Source organism: Pantoea sp. Lu_F5_004, assembly GCF_051136245.1.
GTDB lineage: Bacteria > Pseudomonadota > Gammaproteobacteria > Enterobacterales > Enterobacteriaceae > Pantoea > Pantoea agglomerans.
The window spans coordinates 3,052,569-3,066,748 of the sequence record NZ_CP194946.1; the positions used below are offsets into that span (position 1 = coordinate 3,052,569).

19 protein-coding genes and 1 other RNA gene are annotated in these 14,180 nt (G+C 53.7%); 12 read left to right on the top strand and 8 right to left on the bottom strand.

Annotated elements, in window-relative coordinates; genetic code table 11:
- Positions 1 to 26: 26 nt before the first annotated feature.
- Entirely contained in the window at positions 27 to 578 is a 552-nt protein-coding gene (apt, locus tag ACR8BN_RS14265) for an adenine phosphoribosyltransferase (RefSeq protein WP_010671221.1), read from the bottom strand.
- A 144-nt stretch (positions 579 to 722) separates the two neighbouring features.
- Positions 723 to 1,112 (bottom strand): DUF454 family protein, encoded by a 390-nt coding sequence (locus tag ACR8BN_RS14270; RefSeq protein ID WP_010255914.1) that lies wholly within the window; start codon positions 1,110 to 1,112, stop codon positions 723 to 725.
- A gap of 57 nt (positions 1,113 to 1,169) precedes the next feature.
- Between ACR8BN_RS14270 and priC the strand changes: the two genes are divergently transcribed.
- Genes priC through rsmS form a run of 3 tightly spaced genes read left to right on the top strand, consistent with a single transcriptional unit; the run spans position 1,170 to position 2,155 of the window.
- Entirely contained in the window at positions 1,170 to 1,691 is a 522-nt protein-coding gene (gene priC, locus ACR8BN_RS14275) for a primosomal replication protein PriC (protein ID WP_191923362.1), read from the top strand.
- Between the two features lie 57 nt (positions 1,692 to 1,748).
- The gene (locus ACR8BN_RS14280; RefSeq protein WP_434747046.1) at positions 1,749 to 1,994 is read left to right on the top strand and encodes a hypothetical protein; all 246 of its coding nucleotides are present in this window, start codon (positions 1,749 to 1,751) and stop codon (positions 1,992 to 1,994) included.
- 8 nt (positions 1,995 to 2,002) lie between these two features.
- Positions 2,003 to 2,155, top strand: a complete 153-nt coding sequence (gene rsmS / locus ACR8BN_RS14285) for a pleiotropic regulatory protein RsmS (protein ID WP_010255907.1) — start codon at positions 2,003 to 2,005, stop codon at positions 2,153 to 2,155.
- Here the strand turns inward: rsmS and acrR are convergent.
- Positions 2,152 to 2,790 (bottom strand): multidrug efflux transporter transcriptional repressor AcrR, encoded by a 639-nt coding sequence (gene acrR, locus ACR8BN_RS14290; protein WP_010255906.1) that lies wholly within the window; start codon positions 2,788 to 2,790, stop codon positions 2,152 to 2,154. The two genes, rsmS and acrR, sit on opposite strands and share 4 nt — an antisense overlap.
- Before the next feature lie 142 nt (positions 2,791 to 2,932).
- Between acrR and ACR8BN_RS14295 the strand changes: the two genes are divergently transcribed.
- From ACR8BN_RS14295 to ykgO, 4 genes are all read left to right on the top strand, one after another.
- On the top strand, positions 2,933 to 4,126 hold the full coding sequence (locus ACR8BN_RS14295) for an efflux RND transporter periplasmic adaptor subunit (protein ID WP_010255904.1): 1,194 nt from the start codon (positions 2,933 to 2,935) through the stop codon (positions 4,124 to 4,126).
- Positions 4,127 to 4,142: 16 nt separating this feature from the next.
- A complete protein-coding gene (locus ACR8BN_RS14300; RefSeq protein ID WP_031592166.1) occupies positions 4,143 to 7,298 on the top strand; it encodes a multidrug efflux RND transporter permease subunit AcrB in 3,156 nt (1,051 codons plus the stop codon).
- Positions 7,299 to 7,460: 162 nt separating this feature from the next.
- On the top strand, positions 7,461 to 7,715 hold the full coding sequence (locus tag ACR8BN_RS14305) for a type B 50S ribosomal protein L31 (RefSeq protein ID WP_434747047.1): 255 nt from the start codon (positions 7,461 to 7,463) through the stop codon (positions 7,713 to 7,715).
- 11 nt (positions 7,716 to 7,726) lie between these two features.
- The gene (gene ykgO, locus ACR8BN_RS14310) at positions 7,727 to 7,867 is read left to right on the top strand and encodes a type B 50S ribosomal protein L36 (protein WP_010255896.1); all 141 of its coding nucleotides are present in this window, start codon (positions 7,727 to 7,729) and stop codon (positions 7,865 to 7,867) included.
- Positions 7,868 to 7,912: 45 nt separating this feature from the next.
- On the opposite strand, the gene ACR8BN_RS14315 is transcribed toward ykgO, so the two are convergent.
- The 3 genes from ACR8BN_RS14315 to ACR8BN_RS14325 are packed head-to-tail and all read right to left on the bottom strand — an operon-like array spanning position 7,913 to position 10,311.
- Positions 7,913 to 8,791, bottom strand: coding sequence for a metal ABC transporter substrate-binding protein (locus ACR8BN_RS14315; protein WP_434747048.1), 879 nt, complete (start codon positions 8,789 to 8,791; stop codon positions 7,913 to 7,915).
- Between the two features lie 15 nt (positions 8,792 to 8,806).
- Positions 8,807 to 9,646: a metal ABC transporter permease gene (locus tag ACR8BN_RS14320; protein WP_010255890.1), complete on the bottom strand. Its 840-nt coding sequence runs from the start codon at positions 9,644 to 9,646 to the stop codon at positions 8,807 to 8,809.
- Entirely contained in the window at positions 9,643 to 10,311 is a 669-nt protein-coding gene (locus tag ACR8BN_RS14325; protein ID WP_033766689.1) for a metal ABC transporter ATP-binding protein, read from the bottom strand. Before ACR8BN_RS14325 ends, ACR8BN_RS14320 begins: the two co-directional genes overlap by 4 nt.
- A 341-nt stretch (positions 10,312 to 10,652) precedes the next feature.
- Between ACR8BN_RS14325 and ACR8BN_RS14330 the strand changes: the two genes are divergently transcribed.
- The 3 genes from ACR8BN_RS14330 (at position 10,653) to ACR8BN_RS14340 (ending at position 11,771) form a co-directional block, all read left to right on the top strand.
- Entirely contained in the window at positions 10,653 to 11,006 is a 354-nt protein-coding gene (locus ACR8BN_RS14330) for a hypothetical protein (protein ID WP_010255885.1), read from the top strand.
- Positions 11,007 to 11,153: 147 nt separating this feature from the next.
- Positions 11,154 to 11,531, top strand: coding sequence for an Hha toxicity modulator TomB (gene tomB, locus ACR8BN_RS14335; protein WP_003850455.1), 378 nt, complete (start codon positions 11,154 to 11,156; stop codon positions 11,529 to 11,531).
- A 24-nt stretch (positions 11,532 to 11,555) separates the two neighbouring features.
- The gene (locus ACR8BN_RS14340; protein WP_003850458.1) at positions 11,556 to 11,771 is read left to right on the top strand and encodes an HHA domain-containing protein; all 216 of its coding nucleotides are present in this window, start codon (positions 11,556 to 11,558) and stop codon (positions 11,769 to 11,771) included.
- A gap of 139 nt (positions 11,772 to 11,910) precedes the next feature.
- Here ACR8BN_RS14340 and ffs read toward each other — a convergent pair.
- An RNA gene (gene ffs / locus ACR8BN_RS14345) (signal recognition particle sRNA small type) lies at positions 11,911 to 12,007 on the bottom strand.
- 175 nt (positions 12,008 to 12,182) lie between these two features.
- Here ffs and ACR8BN_RS14350 point away from each other — a divergent pair.
- Complete coding sequence (locus ACR8BN_RS14350) at positions 12,183 to 12,494, top strand: MGMT family protein (RefSeq protein ID WP_031592174.1); 312 nt, start codon at positions 12,183 to 12,185, stop codon at positions 12,492 to 12,494.
- A gap of 39 nt (positions 12,495 to 12,533) precedes the next feature.
- Here ACR8BN_RS14350 and ACR8BN_RS14355 read toward each other — a convergent pair whose 3' ends face one another.
- Complete coding sequence (locus tag ACR8BN_RS14355; protein ID WP_010255881.1) at positions 12,534 to 13,091, bottom strand: YbaY family lipoprotein; 558 nt, start codon at positions 13,089 to 13,091, stop codon at positions 12,534 to 12,536.
- A gap of 190 nt (positions 13,092 to 13,281) precedes the next feature.
- Here ACR8BN_RS14355 and tesB point away from each other — a divergent pair, with 190 nt between their 5' ends.
- Positions 13,282 to 14,145: an acyl-CoA thioesterase II gene (gene tesB / locus ACR8BN_RS14360; protein ID WP_010255880.1), complete on the top strand. Its 864-nt coding sequence runs from the start codon at positions 13,282 to 13,284 to the stop codon at positions 14,143 to 14,145.
- Positions 14,146 to 14,180 lie beyond the last annotated feature (35 nt).

Genomic DNA, 14,180 nt, shown 5'->3' on the forward strand with positions numbered 1-14,180 from the left:
CCGGATGGCAAGGCCGAAAGAGTGGCTTAGTGACCGGGGAATTTAACCAGGCTGTAGCTCTCAACGCCCATAGCATTAAGACGCGTTTCTCCGGTCAGATCGAACAGGTTAATAATGAAAGCCGCGTCTTTGACTTCACCGCCTGCACGACGAATCAGTTTAACGGTCGCTTCAATCGTCCCGCCGGTCGCCAGCAGATCGTCAACCACCAGCACCAGATCGCCTGGCTGGATGGCATCTTTGTGCAATTCCAGCTTATCGGTGCCGTACTCCAGCTCATAGGATTCGCTGTAGACCTCACGGGGCAGTTTGCCGGGCTTACGCACCGGAACAAAACCGACGCCGAGGCCTAACGCCACCGGTGCACCAAACAGGAAACCGCGCGCTTCCGTCCCCACCACCTTAGTGATGCCTTTATTACGGTAACGCTCAACCAGCAGCGCAATCGACGCGGCATAGGCTTTGGGATCTTCCAGCAGGCTGGTGACATCGCGGAACAGGATGCCTGGCTTAGGATAATCGGGAATGCTTTTAATGCTGTTTTTAATGAATTCAAGCTGCTGCGCAGTGTCGGTCATAATGATACGCCTGGTAAAAAATTCTGTTTCGCGCAGCTTCAAAAGCGCTTATACCTGATAAAAGGCTCAGCGGAAGTCAATTCACAAAGGGAAGCCACGCACGAAGACGCCCAAATCTAAGCAAATGACCGGCTAAATGCAACTTTATCGCGGTGGCGGCGGCGCGTCCGCTGCTTCTGCCACCACCGGAATACGCCACATAAACAGCAGCAGCGCCGCCAGCATGATCAGCAGCATGATGCGTACCCAGAGCTGATGCACCAGGAAGAGTGAGAGACTAAAGGTGGCGACTATCAGGCAGATAGCGCGTACTTTAGCCCCTGGCGGCATCGCCCGATGCTGCTGCCAGTGGCGCAGATAGCGACCAAATGGCGATTTCCACAGTAGCCAGTGATGAAAACGCGGCGATGAACGGGCAAAACACCAGGCAGCCAGCAGCATGAATGGCGTGGTAGGTAATAAAGGTAATACAATGCCCAGCGTCCCCAGCACAATCGCCAGCCAGCCGAGGGTTAATAACAGAATGCGTTGCATGAATGCCGCCCAACTCTTTCCTCATCAGCGTACGTTAGCACAATTGAGCGTCACGCGATGAGTGCGATCGCCATACAACAGCGCCTGCAACAGCTCCTTATCGCCCTGCGGCAGGAGCTTGCCTGCCATTCAGATGGGGTTTGCCGTCTGCCACGTTTTGATACTCAGCTGTTTCGCACCAAAGGCACGCGGCTGGCTGATTACCTGCTGGAAGTGGAACAGAATTTTGCCAGGCTGTGCGACAGCAGCCACGATCTGGCCCGCAGTGCCTGGCTGGCTGAACGCCTGGTCGATCAGATTGCCGCCCTGCAACGTGAGGCGAGTACGCAACAGCTGCGTACCCGCCGCGAACAGCCCGTCAGGAACCCACGCGCCGCAAAATATCAGGAGTACCGTGAATTTGAACGGCGTTTGCTGGCAATGATCGATCAGCGTGAGCAGCGACTGGCGCTGGCCGAAACGCTGGCGGTACAGCATCAGCTGAAACAGGATCTGGAAACGTTAGAGCAGCGACTGGCACGCTGTCGGCAGGCAATTCGCTCGGTTGAATGGGCCTCGTCGTTGCGCAGCAGCGAATAAAGCGCAGCGTGACAAAAGCGCTCCTATACTGGGTGTGATTCGGCGCGGAGAAGAACCATGGCTTTACTTGTGTGGCTGTTAAGCGGTTTACTGCTGGGGTTGCTGAAGCGCCTGCTGATGCCGGGACCACCGGGCGGCCTGGTTGCTACCCTGACTCTGTCGATGATCGGGGCTCTGATTGGCGGCTATATCGCCACCTATTTTGAGCTGAGCACCCTGGCAACGCTGCATATCGGCGCACTGGGCGTGGCGATTATCGGTGCATTAGTGATGCTGCTGGTCGCAGCCCGACTACGTATTTAGGAGAAGAGATGTCACTGGAAAATGCCCCTGACGACGTCAAACTGGCAGTTGATTTGATTCAGCTACTGGAAGAGCATCAACTGCCGGTGGAAACCGTGCTTTCAGCGCTGGCCATGGTGCAGCGCGATTTCGAAAACAAGCGCGATCGCCCATCGGCTTAGTGGTGGGCAGTCAGCGTCGGACTGAGGCGCAGCATATCGATAAAGGCATTGACCAGCGTCGGCGCGTCTCCGGCTAAATCAAAACTGTCCGGTGCAAACAGCCAGCTTTCCATCATACCGTTGACGTAACCGCGCAGGATAAGAGCGGCCTGACGCGTGCTGAGACTGCCCGGAAGCTGTCCGGCTTCGATACACTGGCGCAGGACATCTTCAATTTTGTCGTAGCATTCCAGCAGTAAGCTCTGCTGCATATTCTTCAGTGCCGACATTTCGCCCACAAATTCACATTTGTGGAAAATGATCTCCATCAAGGCGCGGCGCTGCGGATCCTTTGCTGTCGCGTCAAAGATATAGACCAGCATCGCTCGCAACACAGAGAGTGGATCGCCAGGGTATTTTGTCTGATACTCAAGTTCCACATCGTCCAGACCAGCATCACAACGAAGCCATATTTCATGTAATACATCGGCTTTATTTTTGAAGTGCCAGTAGATGGCCCCTCGCGTGACGCTGGCAGCGGTTGCAATATCCGCCAGAGAAGTGGCTGAAACGCCCTGCTGCGAAAACAGAACAATGGCGGCATCAAGAATTTGATGTCGCGTTTCAAGTGCTTGCGCTTTGGTTTTTCGTGCCATAAGGGGCTTTTTTTACAAACAGGTAAGTTTACATACATTTGCGAATGTATGTACCATAGCATGACCTGCGACTTGACACAGCAATGGGTTTTTCAGTTTGTGATCCATTGACCAATTGATATCGGACACTAGAGGTTTATTTATGAATAAAATCAGAGGATTATCGCCTCTGGCGGCCGTCCTGATGCTATCAGGCAGCTTTTTGTTAACAGGATGTGACAACAATAAATCCGAACAAGCCGCCCAGCAACCGCCAGCAGTGGGGGTTGTAACACTGAAAACTGAACCCCTGAAAATCTCGACTGAATTACCTGGCCGCACCTCGGCATATCGTGTCGCCGAAGTCCGTCCGCAGGTTTCCGGTATCATTCTGAAGCGTAACTTTGTTGAAGGCAGCGATGTCAAAGCAGGTCAGTCTCTTTATCAGATCGATCCTGCTACCTATCAGGCCGCCTATGACAGCGCTAAAGGTGATTTGACTCAGGCGCAGGCCAATGCTCGCATCGCTCAGCTGACCGTCAAACGTTACAAGCCTTTACTCGGCACCAAATATATCAGTCAGCAGGATTACGACACCGCCGTTGCCACGGCCGCGCAAAACGATGCTGCGGTTCAGGTAGCAAAAGCCAACGTAGAAACGGCCCGCATTAACCTGGCTTATACCAAAGTCACCTCGCCTATCAGTGGCCGCATCGGCAAATCGTCGGTAACGGAAGGTGCGCTGGTACAAAACGCACAAACCACCGCCCTGGCCACTGTGCAGCAACTTGATCCGATGTATGTCGACGTCACCCAGTCGAGCGAAGATTTCATGCGCTTACGTTCAGAACTGGAGTCGGGTCAGCTGAAGCAGAACGATGGTAAAGCCAACGTGACCCTGCTGATGCAGAACGGCAACAGCTATCCGCAGACCGGTACGCTGGAGTTCTCTGACGTTACCGTTGATGAAACCACCGGCTCTATCACTCTGCGCGCCATTGTCCCGAACCCGAACCATGCGCTGTTACCGGGCATGTTTGTTCGCGCACGTCTGGATGAAGGTACCAATCCTAATGCGTTGCTGGTTCCGCAACAGGCGGTAGCCCGTACCCCAACGGGTCAGGCAACGGTCATGGTGGTGGGTGCAGATAACAAAGTGGAAGCTCGTCAGGTCACCACCTCTCAGGCGATTGGCGACAAATGGTTAGTCACCGACGGTGTTAAAGCGGGTGAACGTGTGATCAGCACGGGTCTGCAGCGAGCCAAGCCGGGCGCACAGGTTACCCCACAAGAAGTCTCAGACGATGCGAAAGCGGCACCCGATTCAAAGCCGCAGTCTGACAAGTCATCGTCATAACAGGAGCCGTTGATTCATGGCTAAGTTCTTTATCGATCGGCCCATCTTTGCGTGGGTGCTCGCCATCATCATTATGCTGGTCGGTGCGCTATCGATTCTCAAACTTCCGATTGAGCAATATCCCAATGTTGCACCGCCGGCGATTGAGATTCAGGCCACCTACCCTGGTGCAGATGCTAAAACGCTGCAGGACTCGGTGACCCAGGTCATCGAACAAAATATGAACGGCATTGATGGACTGATGTATATGTCCTCAAGCAGCGACTCATCCGGTACGCTGACCCTGACGATCTCCTTTGAGTCAGGGACAGATGCCGATATCGCGCAGGTTCAGGTGCAGAACAAACTGCAGCTGGCGACGCCGCTGTTACCGCAGGAAGTACAGCAACAGGGGATTCAGGTTAAGAAATCTTCCAGTAGCTTCCTGATGGTAGCGGGCTTCATCAGCGACGATGACAATATGACGCAGAATGATATTTCTGACTTTATTTCATCGTCCATCAAAGATCCGATCAGCCGTACCAAAGGTGTGGGTGATACCCAGGTATTTGGTGCGCAGTACGCGATGCGTATCTGGATGGATCCGCACAAGCTGAACAACTACAACCTGACGCCGGTTGATGTTATCAGCGCGCTGAATACGCAGAACACCCAGGTTGCTGCCGGTCAGTTGGGCGGTACGCCTCCGGTTCCGGGACAGCAGCTTAACGCCTCTATCATTGCGCAAACCCGTCTCACCTCTACCGATGAATTCGGCAAAATCCTGCTGAAAGTGAATGAAGATGGTTCTCAGGTTCGTCTGCGTGATGTGGCAAGGATTGAACTTGGCGCGGAAAACTACGAGATCGTTGCCCGTTATAACGGCAAGCCTGCGTCCGGTATCGGTATCAAGCTGGCCACCGGTGCGAATGCGCTGGATACCGCCAATGCGGTGAAAGAAGAACTGGCCAAATTGCAGCCGACGTTCCCGGCCGGTTTGAAAGTGGTCTATCCGTATGACACCACGCCTTTCGTCAAGATCTCGATTTTCGAAGTGGTGAAAACGCTGATCGAAGCGATCGTGCTGGTGTTCCTGGTTATGTATCTGTTTCTGCAGAACTTCCGCGCCACGCTCATTCCTACCATCGCGGTCCCCGTGGTATTGCTGGGTACGTTTGCCGTTATCAGCGCTTTTGGCTATTCGATAAACACCCTGACGATGTTCGGGATGGTGCTGGCCATCGGCTTGCTGGTGGATGACGCCATCGTAGTGGTCGAGAACGTTGAGCGCGTGATGGCGGAAGAGGGATTACCGCCAAAAGAAGCGACTAAGCGTTCAATGGAGCAGATCCAGGGCGCACTGGTCGGTATCGCACTGGTGCTGGCTGCCGTATTTATTCCAATGGCGTTCTTTGGTGGTTCGACCGGTGTTATCTACCGTCAGTTCTCCATCACTATCGTTTCGGCAATGGCGCTGTCGGTGCTGGTCGCCTTTATTCTGACGCCGGCACTCTGTGCCACCATGCTGAAACCGATTAAAAAAGGCGAGCACGGTAAAACCACCGGTTTCTTCGGCTGGTTCAACCGCATGTTCGACAAAAGCACCAACCACTATGTGGATGGTGTGGGTCACATGGTTCGCAGTACGGGTCGCTATATGTTGATCTATCTGGTGATCGTGGTCGGTATGGCGTTTCTGTTTGTGCGCCTGCCCTCTTCATTCTTACCGGAAGAGGATCAGGGTCTGCTGCTGGCTCAGGCGCAGCTGCCTGCTGGTGCAACCCAGGAACGTACGCAGAAAGTGCTGGATCAGGTGACGGATTACTTCCTGACCCAGGAGAAAGACACGGTTAAATCGGTGTTTACCGTTAACGGCTTCGGCTTTGCCGGTCGTGGACAGAACACCGGTATCGCCTTCGTCAGTCTCAAGCCGTGGGATGAGCGTACCGGCAGCGACATGAAAGTACCGGCGATTGCTGGCCGTGCCATGCAGGCGCTGGGCGCGATCAAAGATGCAATGGTCATTCCTTTCAACCTGCCAGCCATTATTGAACTGGGTAACGCGACCGGCTTCGACTTTGAGCTGATCGACCAGAATAACCTTGGCCACGATAAGCTGACGGAAGCGCGTAATCAGCTGTTCGGCATGATTGCGCAACATCCTGATACGCTGGTTGGCGTCCGTCCTAACGGGATGGAAGATACGCCACAGTACAAGCTGACCATCGATCAGGAGAAAGCACAGGCGCTGGGCGTATCACTGAGTGATATCAACACCACGCTGGCGGCTTCCTGGGGCGGTTCCTACGTCAATGACTTCATTGACCGCGGTCGCGTGAAGAAAGTTTACGTCATGGGTAAAGCGGACGCCCGCATGCTACCGGACGACATTGGTAAATGGTACGTGCGCAACAGCAGCGGAACCATGGTGCCCTTCTCTGCCTTCTCATCAGCGAAATGGCAATATGGTTCACCGCGTCTTGAGCGTTACAACGGTCTGCCTGCGATGGAAATCCTGGGACAGGCTGCGCCAGGCAAAAGCTCAGGTGCGGCAATGGACCTGATGGAAGAGCTGGCGGCGAAACTGCCTGCCGGTATCGGCTATGACTGGACCGGCATGTCCTATCAGGAACGCCTGTCAGGCAACCAGGCCCCTGCGCTCTATGCCATCTCACTGATTGTGGTCTTCCTGTGTCTCGCCGCACTGTACGAGAGCTGGTCGATTCCATTCTCGGTTATGCTGGTTGTCCCACTCGGGGTCATTGGTGCACTGATCTTTACCACCCTGCGTGGCCTGAGTAATGACGTCTACTTCGTAGTGGGGTTACTGACAACCATCGGCCTCTCCACCAAGAACGCCATCCTTATCGTCGAATTTGCTAAAGATTTGATGGATAAAGAAGGTAAAGGGCTGATTGAAGCTGCGCTGGAAGCGTGCCGTATGCGTCTGCGTCCTATCCTGATGACGTCACTGGCGTTTATTCTCGGGGTACTGCCGCTGGCGATCAGTACCGGGGCCGGTTCCGGTTCGCAAAACGCCGTAGGTACCGGTGTTATCGGTGGTATGGTCACCGCGACCATACTGGCGATCTTCTTCGTTCCTGTGTTCTTTGTGGTGGTACGCCGCCGCTTTGGCAAGAAAAAAGAAGAATCAGCGAACAGTCATCCGGTTGAGCATAACCAGACTCACTAAGCTGTAAATCATCTGAGGCCGCGCAAGCGGCCTTTTTTTATGCCTGCGATTCTGCCCTTCTCATTTCCTGTTCCCTTGCTTTTCCTGTCTCACGGACAGTTGCAATCCTGGCCTGTGCATCGCATAATATTGTTATAGTATAACATTACATAGGTGTGCATTATGAAAGCGAATATTCATCCTCACTATCGTCACGTGGTCTTCCATGACACGTCGGCTGATGTCTGGTTCAAAATTGGATCAACCATCAAAACCGATCGCACCTTGGAGTTCGAAGGCGAAACGCTGCCTTACGTCACCCTGGATGTGTCGTCTGCCTCACATGTGTTCTACACCGGCAAACAGAAAGATTTTGCCAAAGAGGGCAGCACCGCACGCTTTAACCAGCGTTTCGGGCGTTTTCTTGGAAAGAAATAGAGGAGAGGATCATGCAGGTATTAAGCTCGCTGCGTTCAGCAAAAAATCGCCATCGGGATTGTAAAGTAGTCCGCCGCAAAGGCCGTATTTACGTTATCTGTAAATCAAACCCGCGGTTTAAAGCAGTACAGGGAAGAAAGAAAAAACGCTAGTTTGTGTCGTGATGACTGGCCGGGCTTGCCCGGCCTTTTTTATGCTTAGTGCATGCTCTTCAGCATCGCATTCACGTTGTGTTTAAAAGCCGCCTGATAGGTGGCTGCGGGGCCAGAGGCCGTGGATAACGCTTCCGGGTAGAGCTCACCACCCGGCTCTGCCCCGGTGGCGCTGGCAATCTGTTTTACCAGACGCGGGTCGGTCTGGTTCTCGATGAAATAGCGGTTGATGTGCTGCTGCTTAAGTTGGGTGATTAAATTACCCACGTTGCTGGCACTCGCTTCCGCCTCAGTAGAGAACCCTACCGGCGCCAGGAAAGTCACGCCATATCGCTGTCCAAAGTAACCAAACGCATCATGACTGGTCAGCACTTTACGCTTATCGGCTGGAACAGCGTCAAAGGCGGTTTTTGCCCAGCGATCCAGCGCCTGCAGTTGCTGAATGTAATTCTGTCCACGCTGACGAATGGCCGGAGCATCTTCAGGATCGGCTTTGACCAGCGCATTCATCACGTTGGTCGCGTAGATAACGCCGTTCTGCATGCTGTTCCAGGCGTGAGGATCGGTAACGGTTTTACCCTCCTCCTCCATGCTGCGGGTGGTGACACCGGTTGAAGCGACAACGGGCTGACCGCGATACCCTGAGGCGCTGACCAGCCGATCCATCCACCCTTCCAGTCCCAGTCCGCTGACAAACACCAGATCGGCCTCCGCCAGCGCCTGACTGTCCTGCGGTGTCGGTTCAAAAGTATGTGGATCGCCATTCGGCCCCACCAGGCTTTTAACCTTTACATGCTCGCCGCCGACCTGCTTAACGATGTCAGCCAGCACGGTAAAGCTGGCCACGACATCCACCGTTTTGGCCATCGCCAGAGGCGTGGCAAACAGCGCAGCGAGCGCCAGGCTAACCGGTAATTTTTTCATAGATACCCCTTAAGATTAATGGCGGCGTAAAATTCCGCCGCACGGCCCTGTAAGAATGGAGAAAAAAAACAGCATGGCGGCGCTCAGCACTACAGCGGGACCCGCCGGCAATGAGAAGTGCCAGGAGAGCATCAGCCCGGCCAGCGCCGAAATCATTGCCATGAAAATGGCGATAACCAGCATCGCGGCGAGATGGCGACTCCAGAAGCGGGCGCTGGCGGCGGGCAACATCATTAAACCCACCGACATCAGAGTGCCCAGCACCTGAAAACCCGCCACCAGATTCAGCACCACCAGCATTAAAAACAGACCATGCACCAGCGGCGCGCTCCATTTTCCCTGCGCACGCAGGAAGTCGCCGTCAAATGCATCAATGACCAGCGGACGATAGATCACCGCCAGCAGAATCAGCGTAAAGGCAGCGATGCCGCCCACCAGCAACAGCGCTGCGTTGTCTACCGCCAGCAGCGAGCCAAACAGAACGTGCAGCAGATCCACGCTTGAGCCGCGTAATGAAACCAGCGTGACGCCCAGCGCCAGTGAACCCAGATAGAAGCCGGCGAAACTGGCATCCTCTTTCAGCGGCGTGTAGCGACTGACCGCGCCAGAGAGCAGCGCCACGGCTAAACCGGCGATCAGGCCGCCAACACCCATCGCGACCAGTGACAATCCGGAGATCAGATAGCCAATGGCGGCACCGGGCAGCACCGCGTGTGATAAGGCATCGCCAATCAGGCTCATGCGTCGCAGGGAGAGGAATACCCCGAGCGGCGTGGCGCTGACGGCCAGCGCCAGACAGGCCACCAGCGCGCGTCGCATAAAACCAAACTCAATAAAGGGTTGAATCAGGGTCACGGCGCACGACTCCCCAGAGAGGAAGCAGGCAGGCAGGTGCAGTTAACCTCACGTTCATCCATCGACATCACGTTACTGAAGTAGCGCGCCACCAGCGGACGATCGTGCAGCACCACCAGCAGGGTTGTTCCAGCCTGCTGTTGCTGCTCAAGGATCGACATCAGTAGCGTCACCGTCTGGCTGTCAATGCCGTTAAAAGGCTCATCCAGAAGCCAGAGCTGGCTGCGCTGCAGCATCAGCCGCGCAAACAATACCCGCTGCAGTTGTCCGCCGGATAACGTCGCGGGCTGTGCATCCGCATAATCACTCATCTGAACCGCTTCCAGCGCCTGCCAGATCTCCCGACGCAGTATCCGGTTAATGCCGCCGAACCAGCCGCAGCGTGGCCAGCAGCCAATAGAGACCAGTTCAAATACCGTCAGGGGAAAGCGGGTCTCAAGTTCGGTGCGCTGCGGCAACCAGCCGATATCCCGGCGTGCAACCTGCAGCTCGCAGCGCCCGGCTATCGGTGGCAGTAAGCCAGCAATGGTTTTTAACAGGGTTGATTTGCCGCTACCGTTCGCGCCGACCAGCGCGGTCATCGAGCCTGCTGCGAGCTGGCCGGTAATAGCCGGGGTCACAACCTGTCCCTGGTAGCCCGCGCGAAGCGCGTTAAACAGGATCATGCGCTGATCCCCCATTTTATTGCCACGGCAAGCAGCGTGATAAATAGCAGTGCTACTCCCAGCCGCCCGCCCAGTGACATAAGTAGTCCACTCTGACGCATTACTTCACCATAATGTTATAACATAACAGTAAAGATACCTGATGTTGCTCTCTGTTGAATGTGGGATTGTGTATCAAAAGATAAATACCACCTGCACGCATTGGCAGACCCGCGCTGGCGGTAAGGCCTGCGGCTGCGTCTGGCAAATCTCAGAAACTGAGAGTTTTGTGCTCAACTGACTTGCAAACCAGTTGCAGAAAACCAATGATAGGTTTATTAACGGTTATAAGTGGAACAGATATGCTGTCACGTATTGAATGTGATATTGCTGCGGGTGAATCGGACTGCGCAAAAATAGCAGAGATTGTTCAGCGGAATATTCTCAAAATAACCGATTTGCTGGTAGGGGATTTACGCTGGTACTCACAAAATGCCCGGTTAGTTCCAGGCAGTTTAAAAATCATTTCGGTTGAATACCAGGATCTGAATAGTTTCAAATTACTTTACGATTTTGACTGGAATTTATTTAGTCCCTGCCTGGATCTAAATGAAACCGTGACGCAGTCAGAACAGGTAAACTTTCACATTAAGCCCGGTGCACTTGAGTTTGATGTGATCGACAATGAGCAACCCTCCCCTGGCGATGAATTGTAATATTTAGTAATGGAGGTGAGCAGAACTAATGGTTTTACACTATCTTTAAGACATCCCGTTTAATAACTGCCCGAATAATCGCTTCCTGGCCGCGTGATCTTCTCTCGCCGCCCTGCGGCAACTGTGCTAGCTATGGAGGGGAAAAAGATGGACGAATACTCACCGAAACGGCATGATATTGCCCAGCTTAAATACCTTTGTGAGAGTCTGTTTGACGACAGCATGGCAACATTAACCGACAGCCATCATGGCTGGGTTAATGATCCCACTTCTGAAAGCAATCTACAGCTTAACGATTTGATTGAGCATATCGCCTCTTTCACCATGAATTACAAAATTAAGCACGTTGAAGATGAAGCGCTGATTTCGCAAATCGATGAATATCTTGATGATACTTTTATGCTATTCAGCAATTATGGTGTCAATAGTCCGGATCTTCAGCGGTGGCAACGTTCAGCAAAACGCTTATTTAATCTGTTCACTGAAGAGTGCGCTTTTCTCCAGCAACCGAGCCATTCATTATAGTAAAGACATGAGAACGGTTTATTTATGAACAAAACCCTGACTAAAACCGATTATTTGATGCGACTGCGGCGCTGCCGCTCTCTTGATACCCTGGAAAGGGTGATTGAAAAAAATAAGTATGAATTACCGGAAGATGAATTAGCGGTATTTTACTCAGCAGCTGACCATCGCCTGGCGGAACTGACGATGAACAAGCTCTACGATAAAGTCCCGGGTTCAGTATGGAAATTTGTCCGTTAATCTGATCGCTTACTGCTCAGTTTTACCCCAACAAAGTACCAGATAGATAATCCTGCCTGCCGGCAAAGGATCGGCCCAGGCGGGTTTTGCCTGTCTGCAGCTTAGGTGAGAGAATATCGAAGGGAGAAAGTGGTGGGGGCCCTGCCAGCTACATCCCGGCACACGCGTCACCTGCTACGGCTGCTTCCTTCCGGATCTGACCGAGTTCACAAGCTAGCATTGCGGGAGAACCAACAGGGCCCCCATTGACAAGCCCTCTTTACGAGAGCGGGGGCATTATCTGGGAAGGAGGTGGCAATTGCAAGCGTAGTCGGGACAACCGTTGTTTTCTTGAACAACCACTGCTTTTACGCTTTCTCCGCCTTTTCCCCGTGCTAAAGTTAAAACCCTTTTTCCTGATGAAATAAGTACATGAATCAGCCAGACACTTTCCAGCAACGCATCTGGCAAATTGTTGCCGCTATTCCGGCTGGCCGCGTCACCACCTATGGCGATGTGGCGCTACTGGCCGGTTCTCCGCGCGCGGCGCGTCAGGTTGGTGGCGTGCTGAGTCGCTTACCCGAGGGCACTACCCTTCCCTGGCATCGCGTCGTAAACCGACACGGCACAATTTCTCTTCAGGGTGACCGTCTGTTGCGGCAGCGGGATGCACTGGAGGCGGAAGGCATAGAGGTGAGTGATGACGGACAGCTCGATCTCGAGGCTTATCGCTGGCGATTTTAGACAGGGTAAAAAGGGCGACAATGTCGCCCCGAAAAGAGATTACAGACGGGTTGGAGCAGGAACCGCAGCAGACGGCGTCACCTGAGTCGGTGAGGTTGAAGGAACGGTGGTCGCTGCGCCCGGCTGGGTTGGCATCGCCATAGACGGAACCGGTACCAGCAGCAGCTCTGCTTTGGTGCCACCCTGGTTAATTACCGGCTTCACGCCTTCAGTGATAAAGGCCAGCTTACCGTCGATTGAGATAGCTGCGCTTAACAGAATGCGTGCATCAGGCTTGATGTCGGCTGGGTTAAACGGCAGCACGAACTGGAACGGTGCCTGTTTGCCTTCGGTACGCACTACACGCTGCGACAGCACTTTTGAGGGTGCATCGGCGACGGACGCATCAGAAAGCGTCACGGTTAATACCGCATCCGGCGGCAGCGCAATGCGCTGGCGGATAAAGACTGAACCACTTACGTTAGGCTGCGCAATCGCCGCCGTCTGTCCTGCAACCGCAGAACCCAGAGTTGGCGTTGGCACGGGTTTACTCTTGTCGGCGCATCCTACAACAGCAACCGCCATAACTACTCCACTGAACACATGCCTGAGTTTCATTGATGTCGTCTCCATTTGATCAAAATGATTGTCGGCAGCGAATCCTGCTTACAGCGCTTCACTCGCCGTATGTCCTTAATGTTGGCACAAAAATGAAATTTTGCCTGGCACCGACAATCCAGAAAGTCTGATTGACGTCAACTGGTCCGATCTTTCACACTGAGCAGGTCACTATATTGAGGAACGCGCCATGAGTCAGGCACTGCAAAATCTGCTGAATTTATTAAATCTGGAAAAACTGGAAGAGGGTTTATATCGCGGCCAGAGCGAAGATATTGGCCTTCGTCAGGTGTTTGGCGGTCAGGTGGTGGGTCAGGCGCTGTATGCCGCAAAGCAAACCGTGGCGGAAGATCGCATTATTCACTCTTTTCACAGCTATTTTTTGCGGCCCGGCGATAGTCAGAAAGCGATTATTTATGATGTTGAAACGCTGCGTGATGGCAAAAGTTTCAGCGCACGTAGGGTCAGTGCCATTCAGAATGGGCAGCCGATTTTTTATATGACCGCCTCGTTCCAGTCACCGGAAAGCGGCTTTGAACATCAGAATCCGATGCCGCAGGTGGCGGGGCCAGAGAATCTGTTAACTGAACAGGCGATGGCGCAGAAAATGGCGCATCTGCTGCCAGAAAAGCTACGTGAAAAATTTATTGCTGAACGTCCGCTGGAGATCCGCCCGGTACAGATTCACAATCCTCTCCGGGGCCATGTGGATAAGCCGGAGCGCCAGGTCTGGATCCGTGCCACCGGCCCACTGCCCGACGATTTACGTATCCATCAATATCTGCTCGGCTATGCTTCCGACCTCAATTTCCTGCCGGTCGCGCTCCAGCCGCACGGTAAAGGCTTTTTAGAGCCGGACATGCAGGTTGCCACTATCGACCACTCAATGTGGTTCCACCGCCCGTTCGACTTCAGTGAATGGCTGCTCTACAGCGTGGTCAGTACTTCGGCGTCAGGCGCACGGGGTTTTGTCCGGGGCGAGTTCTACAATCAGCAGGGCGTGCTGGTGGCCTCAACGGTTCAGGAAGGAGTGATGCGTCAGCGCAGCGAATAAAAAAGGGGGCGATTACTCGCCCCCGGTTGATCTTT

Coding starts and splice junctions, on each gene's coding strand:
- apt (WP_010671221.1), bottom strand. CDS start 578: ATGACCGACACTGCGCAGCAGCTTGAATTCATTAAAAACAGCATTAAA.
- ACR8BN_RS14270 (WP_010255914.1), bottom strand. CDS start 1,112: ATGCAACGCATTCTGTTATTAACCCTCGGCTGGCTGGCGATTGTGCTG.
- priC (WP_191923362.1), top strand. CDS start 1,170: ATGAGTGCGATCGCCATACAACAGCGCCTGCAACAGCTCCTTATCGCC.
- ACR8BN_RS14280 (WP_434747046.1), top strand. CDS start 1,749: ATGGCTTTACTTGTGTGGCTGTTAAGCGGTTTACTGCTGGGGTTGCTG.
- rsmS (WP_010255907.1), top strand. CDS start 2,003: ATGTCACTGGAAAATGCCCCTGACGACGTCAAACTGGCAGTTGATTTG.
- acrR (WP_010255906.1), bottom strand. CDS start 2,790: ATGGCACGAAAAACCAAAGCGCAAGCACTTGAAACGCGACATCAAATT.
- ACR8BN_RS14295 (WP_010255904.1), top strand. CDS start 2,933: ATGAATAAAATCAGAGGATTATCGCCTCTGGCGGCCGTCCTGATGCTA.
- ACR8BN_RS14300 (WP_031592166.1), top strand. CDS start 4,143: ATGGCTAAGTTCTTTATCGATCGGCCCATCTTTGCGTGGGTGCTCGCC.
- ACR8BN_RS14305 (WP_434747047.1), top strand. CDS start 7,461: ATGAAAGCGAATATTCATCCTCACTATCGTCACGTGGTCTTCCATGAC.
- ykgO (WP_010255896.1), top strand. CDS start 7,727: ATGCAGGTATTAAGCTCGCTGCGTTCAGCAAAAAATCGCCATCGGGAT.
- ACR8BN_RS14315 (WP_434747048.1), bottom strand. CDS start 8,791: ATGAAAAAATTACCGGTTAGCCTGGCGCTCGCTGCGCTGTTTGCCACG.
- ACR8BN_RS14325 (WP_033766689.1), bottom strand. CDS start 10,311: ATGATCCTGTTTAACGCGCTTCGCGCGGGCTACCAGGGACAGGTTGTG.
- ACR8BN_RS14330 (WP_010255885.1), top strand. CDS start 10,653: ATGCTGTCACGTATTGAATGTGATATTGCTGCGGGTGAATCGGACTGC.
- tomB (WP_003850455.1), top strand. CDS start 11,154: ATGGACGAATACTCACCGAAACGGCATGATATTGCCCAGCTTAAATAC.
- ACR8BN_RS14340 (WP_003850458.1), top strand. CDS start 11,556: ATGAACAAAACCCTGACTAAAACCGATTATTTGATGCGACTGCGGCGC.
- ACR8BN_RS14350 (WP_031592174.1), top strand. CDS start 12,183: ATGAATCAGCCAGACACTTTCCAGCAACGCATCTGGCAAATTGTTGCC.
- ACR8BN_RS14355 (WP_010255881.1), bottom strand. CDS start 13,091: ATGAAACTCAGGCATGTGTTCAGTGGAGTAGTTATGGCGGTTGCTGTT.
- tesB (WP_010255880.1), top strand. CDS start 13,282: ATGAGTCAGGCACTGCAAAATCTGCTGAATTTATTAAATCTGGAAAAA.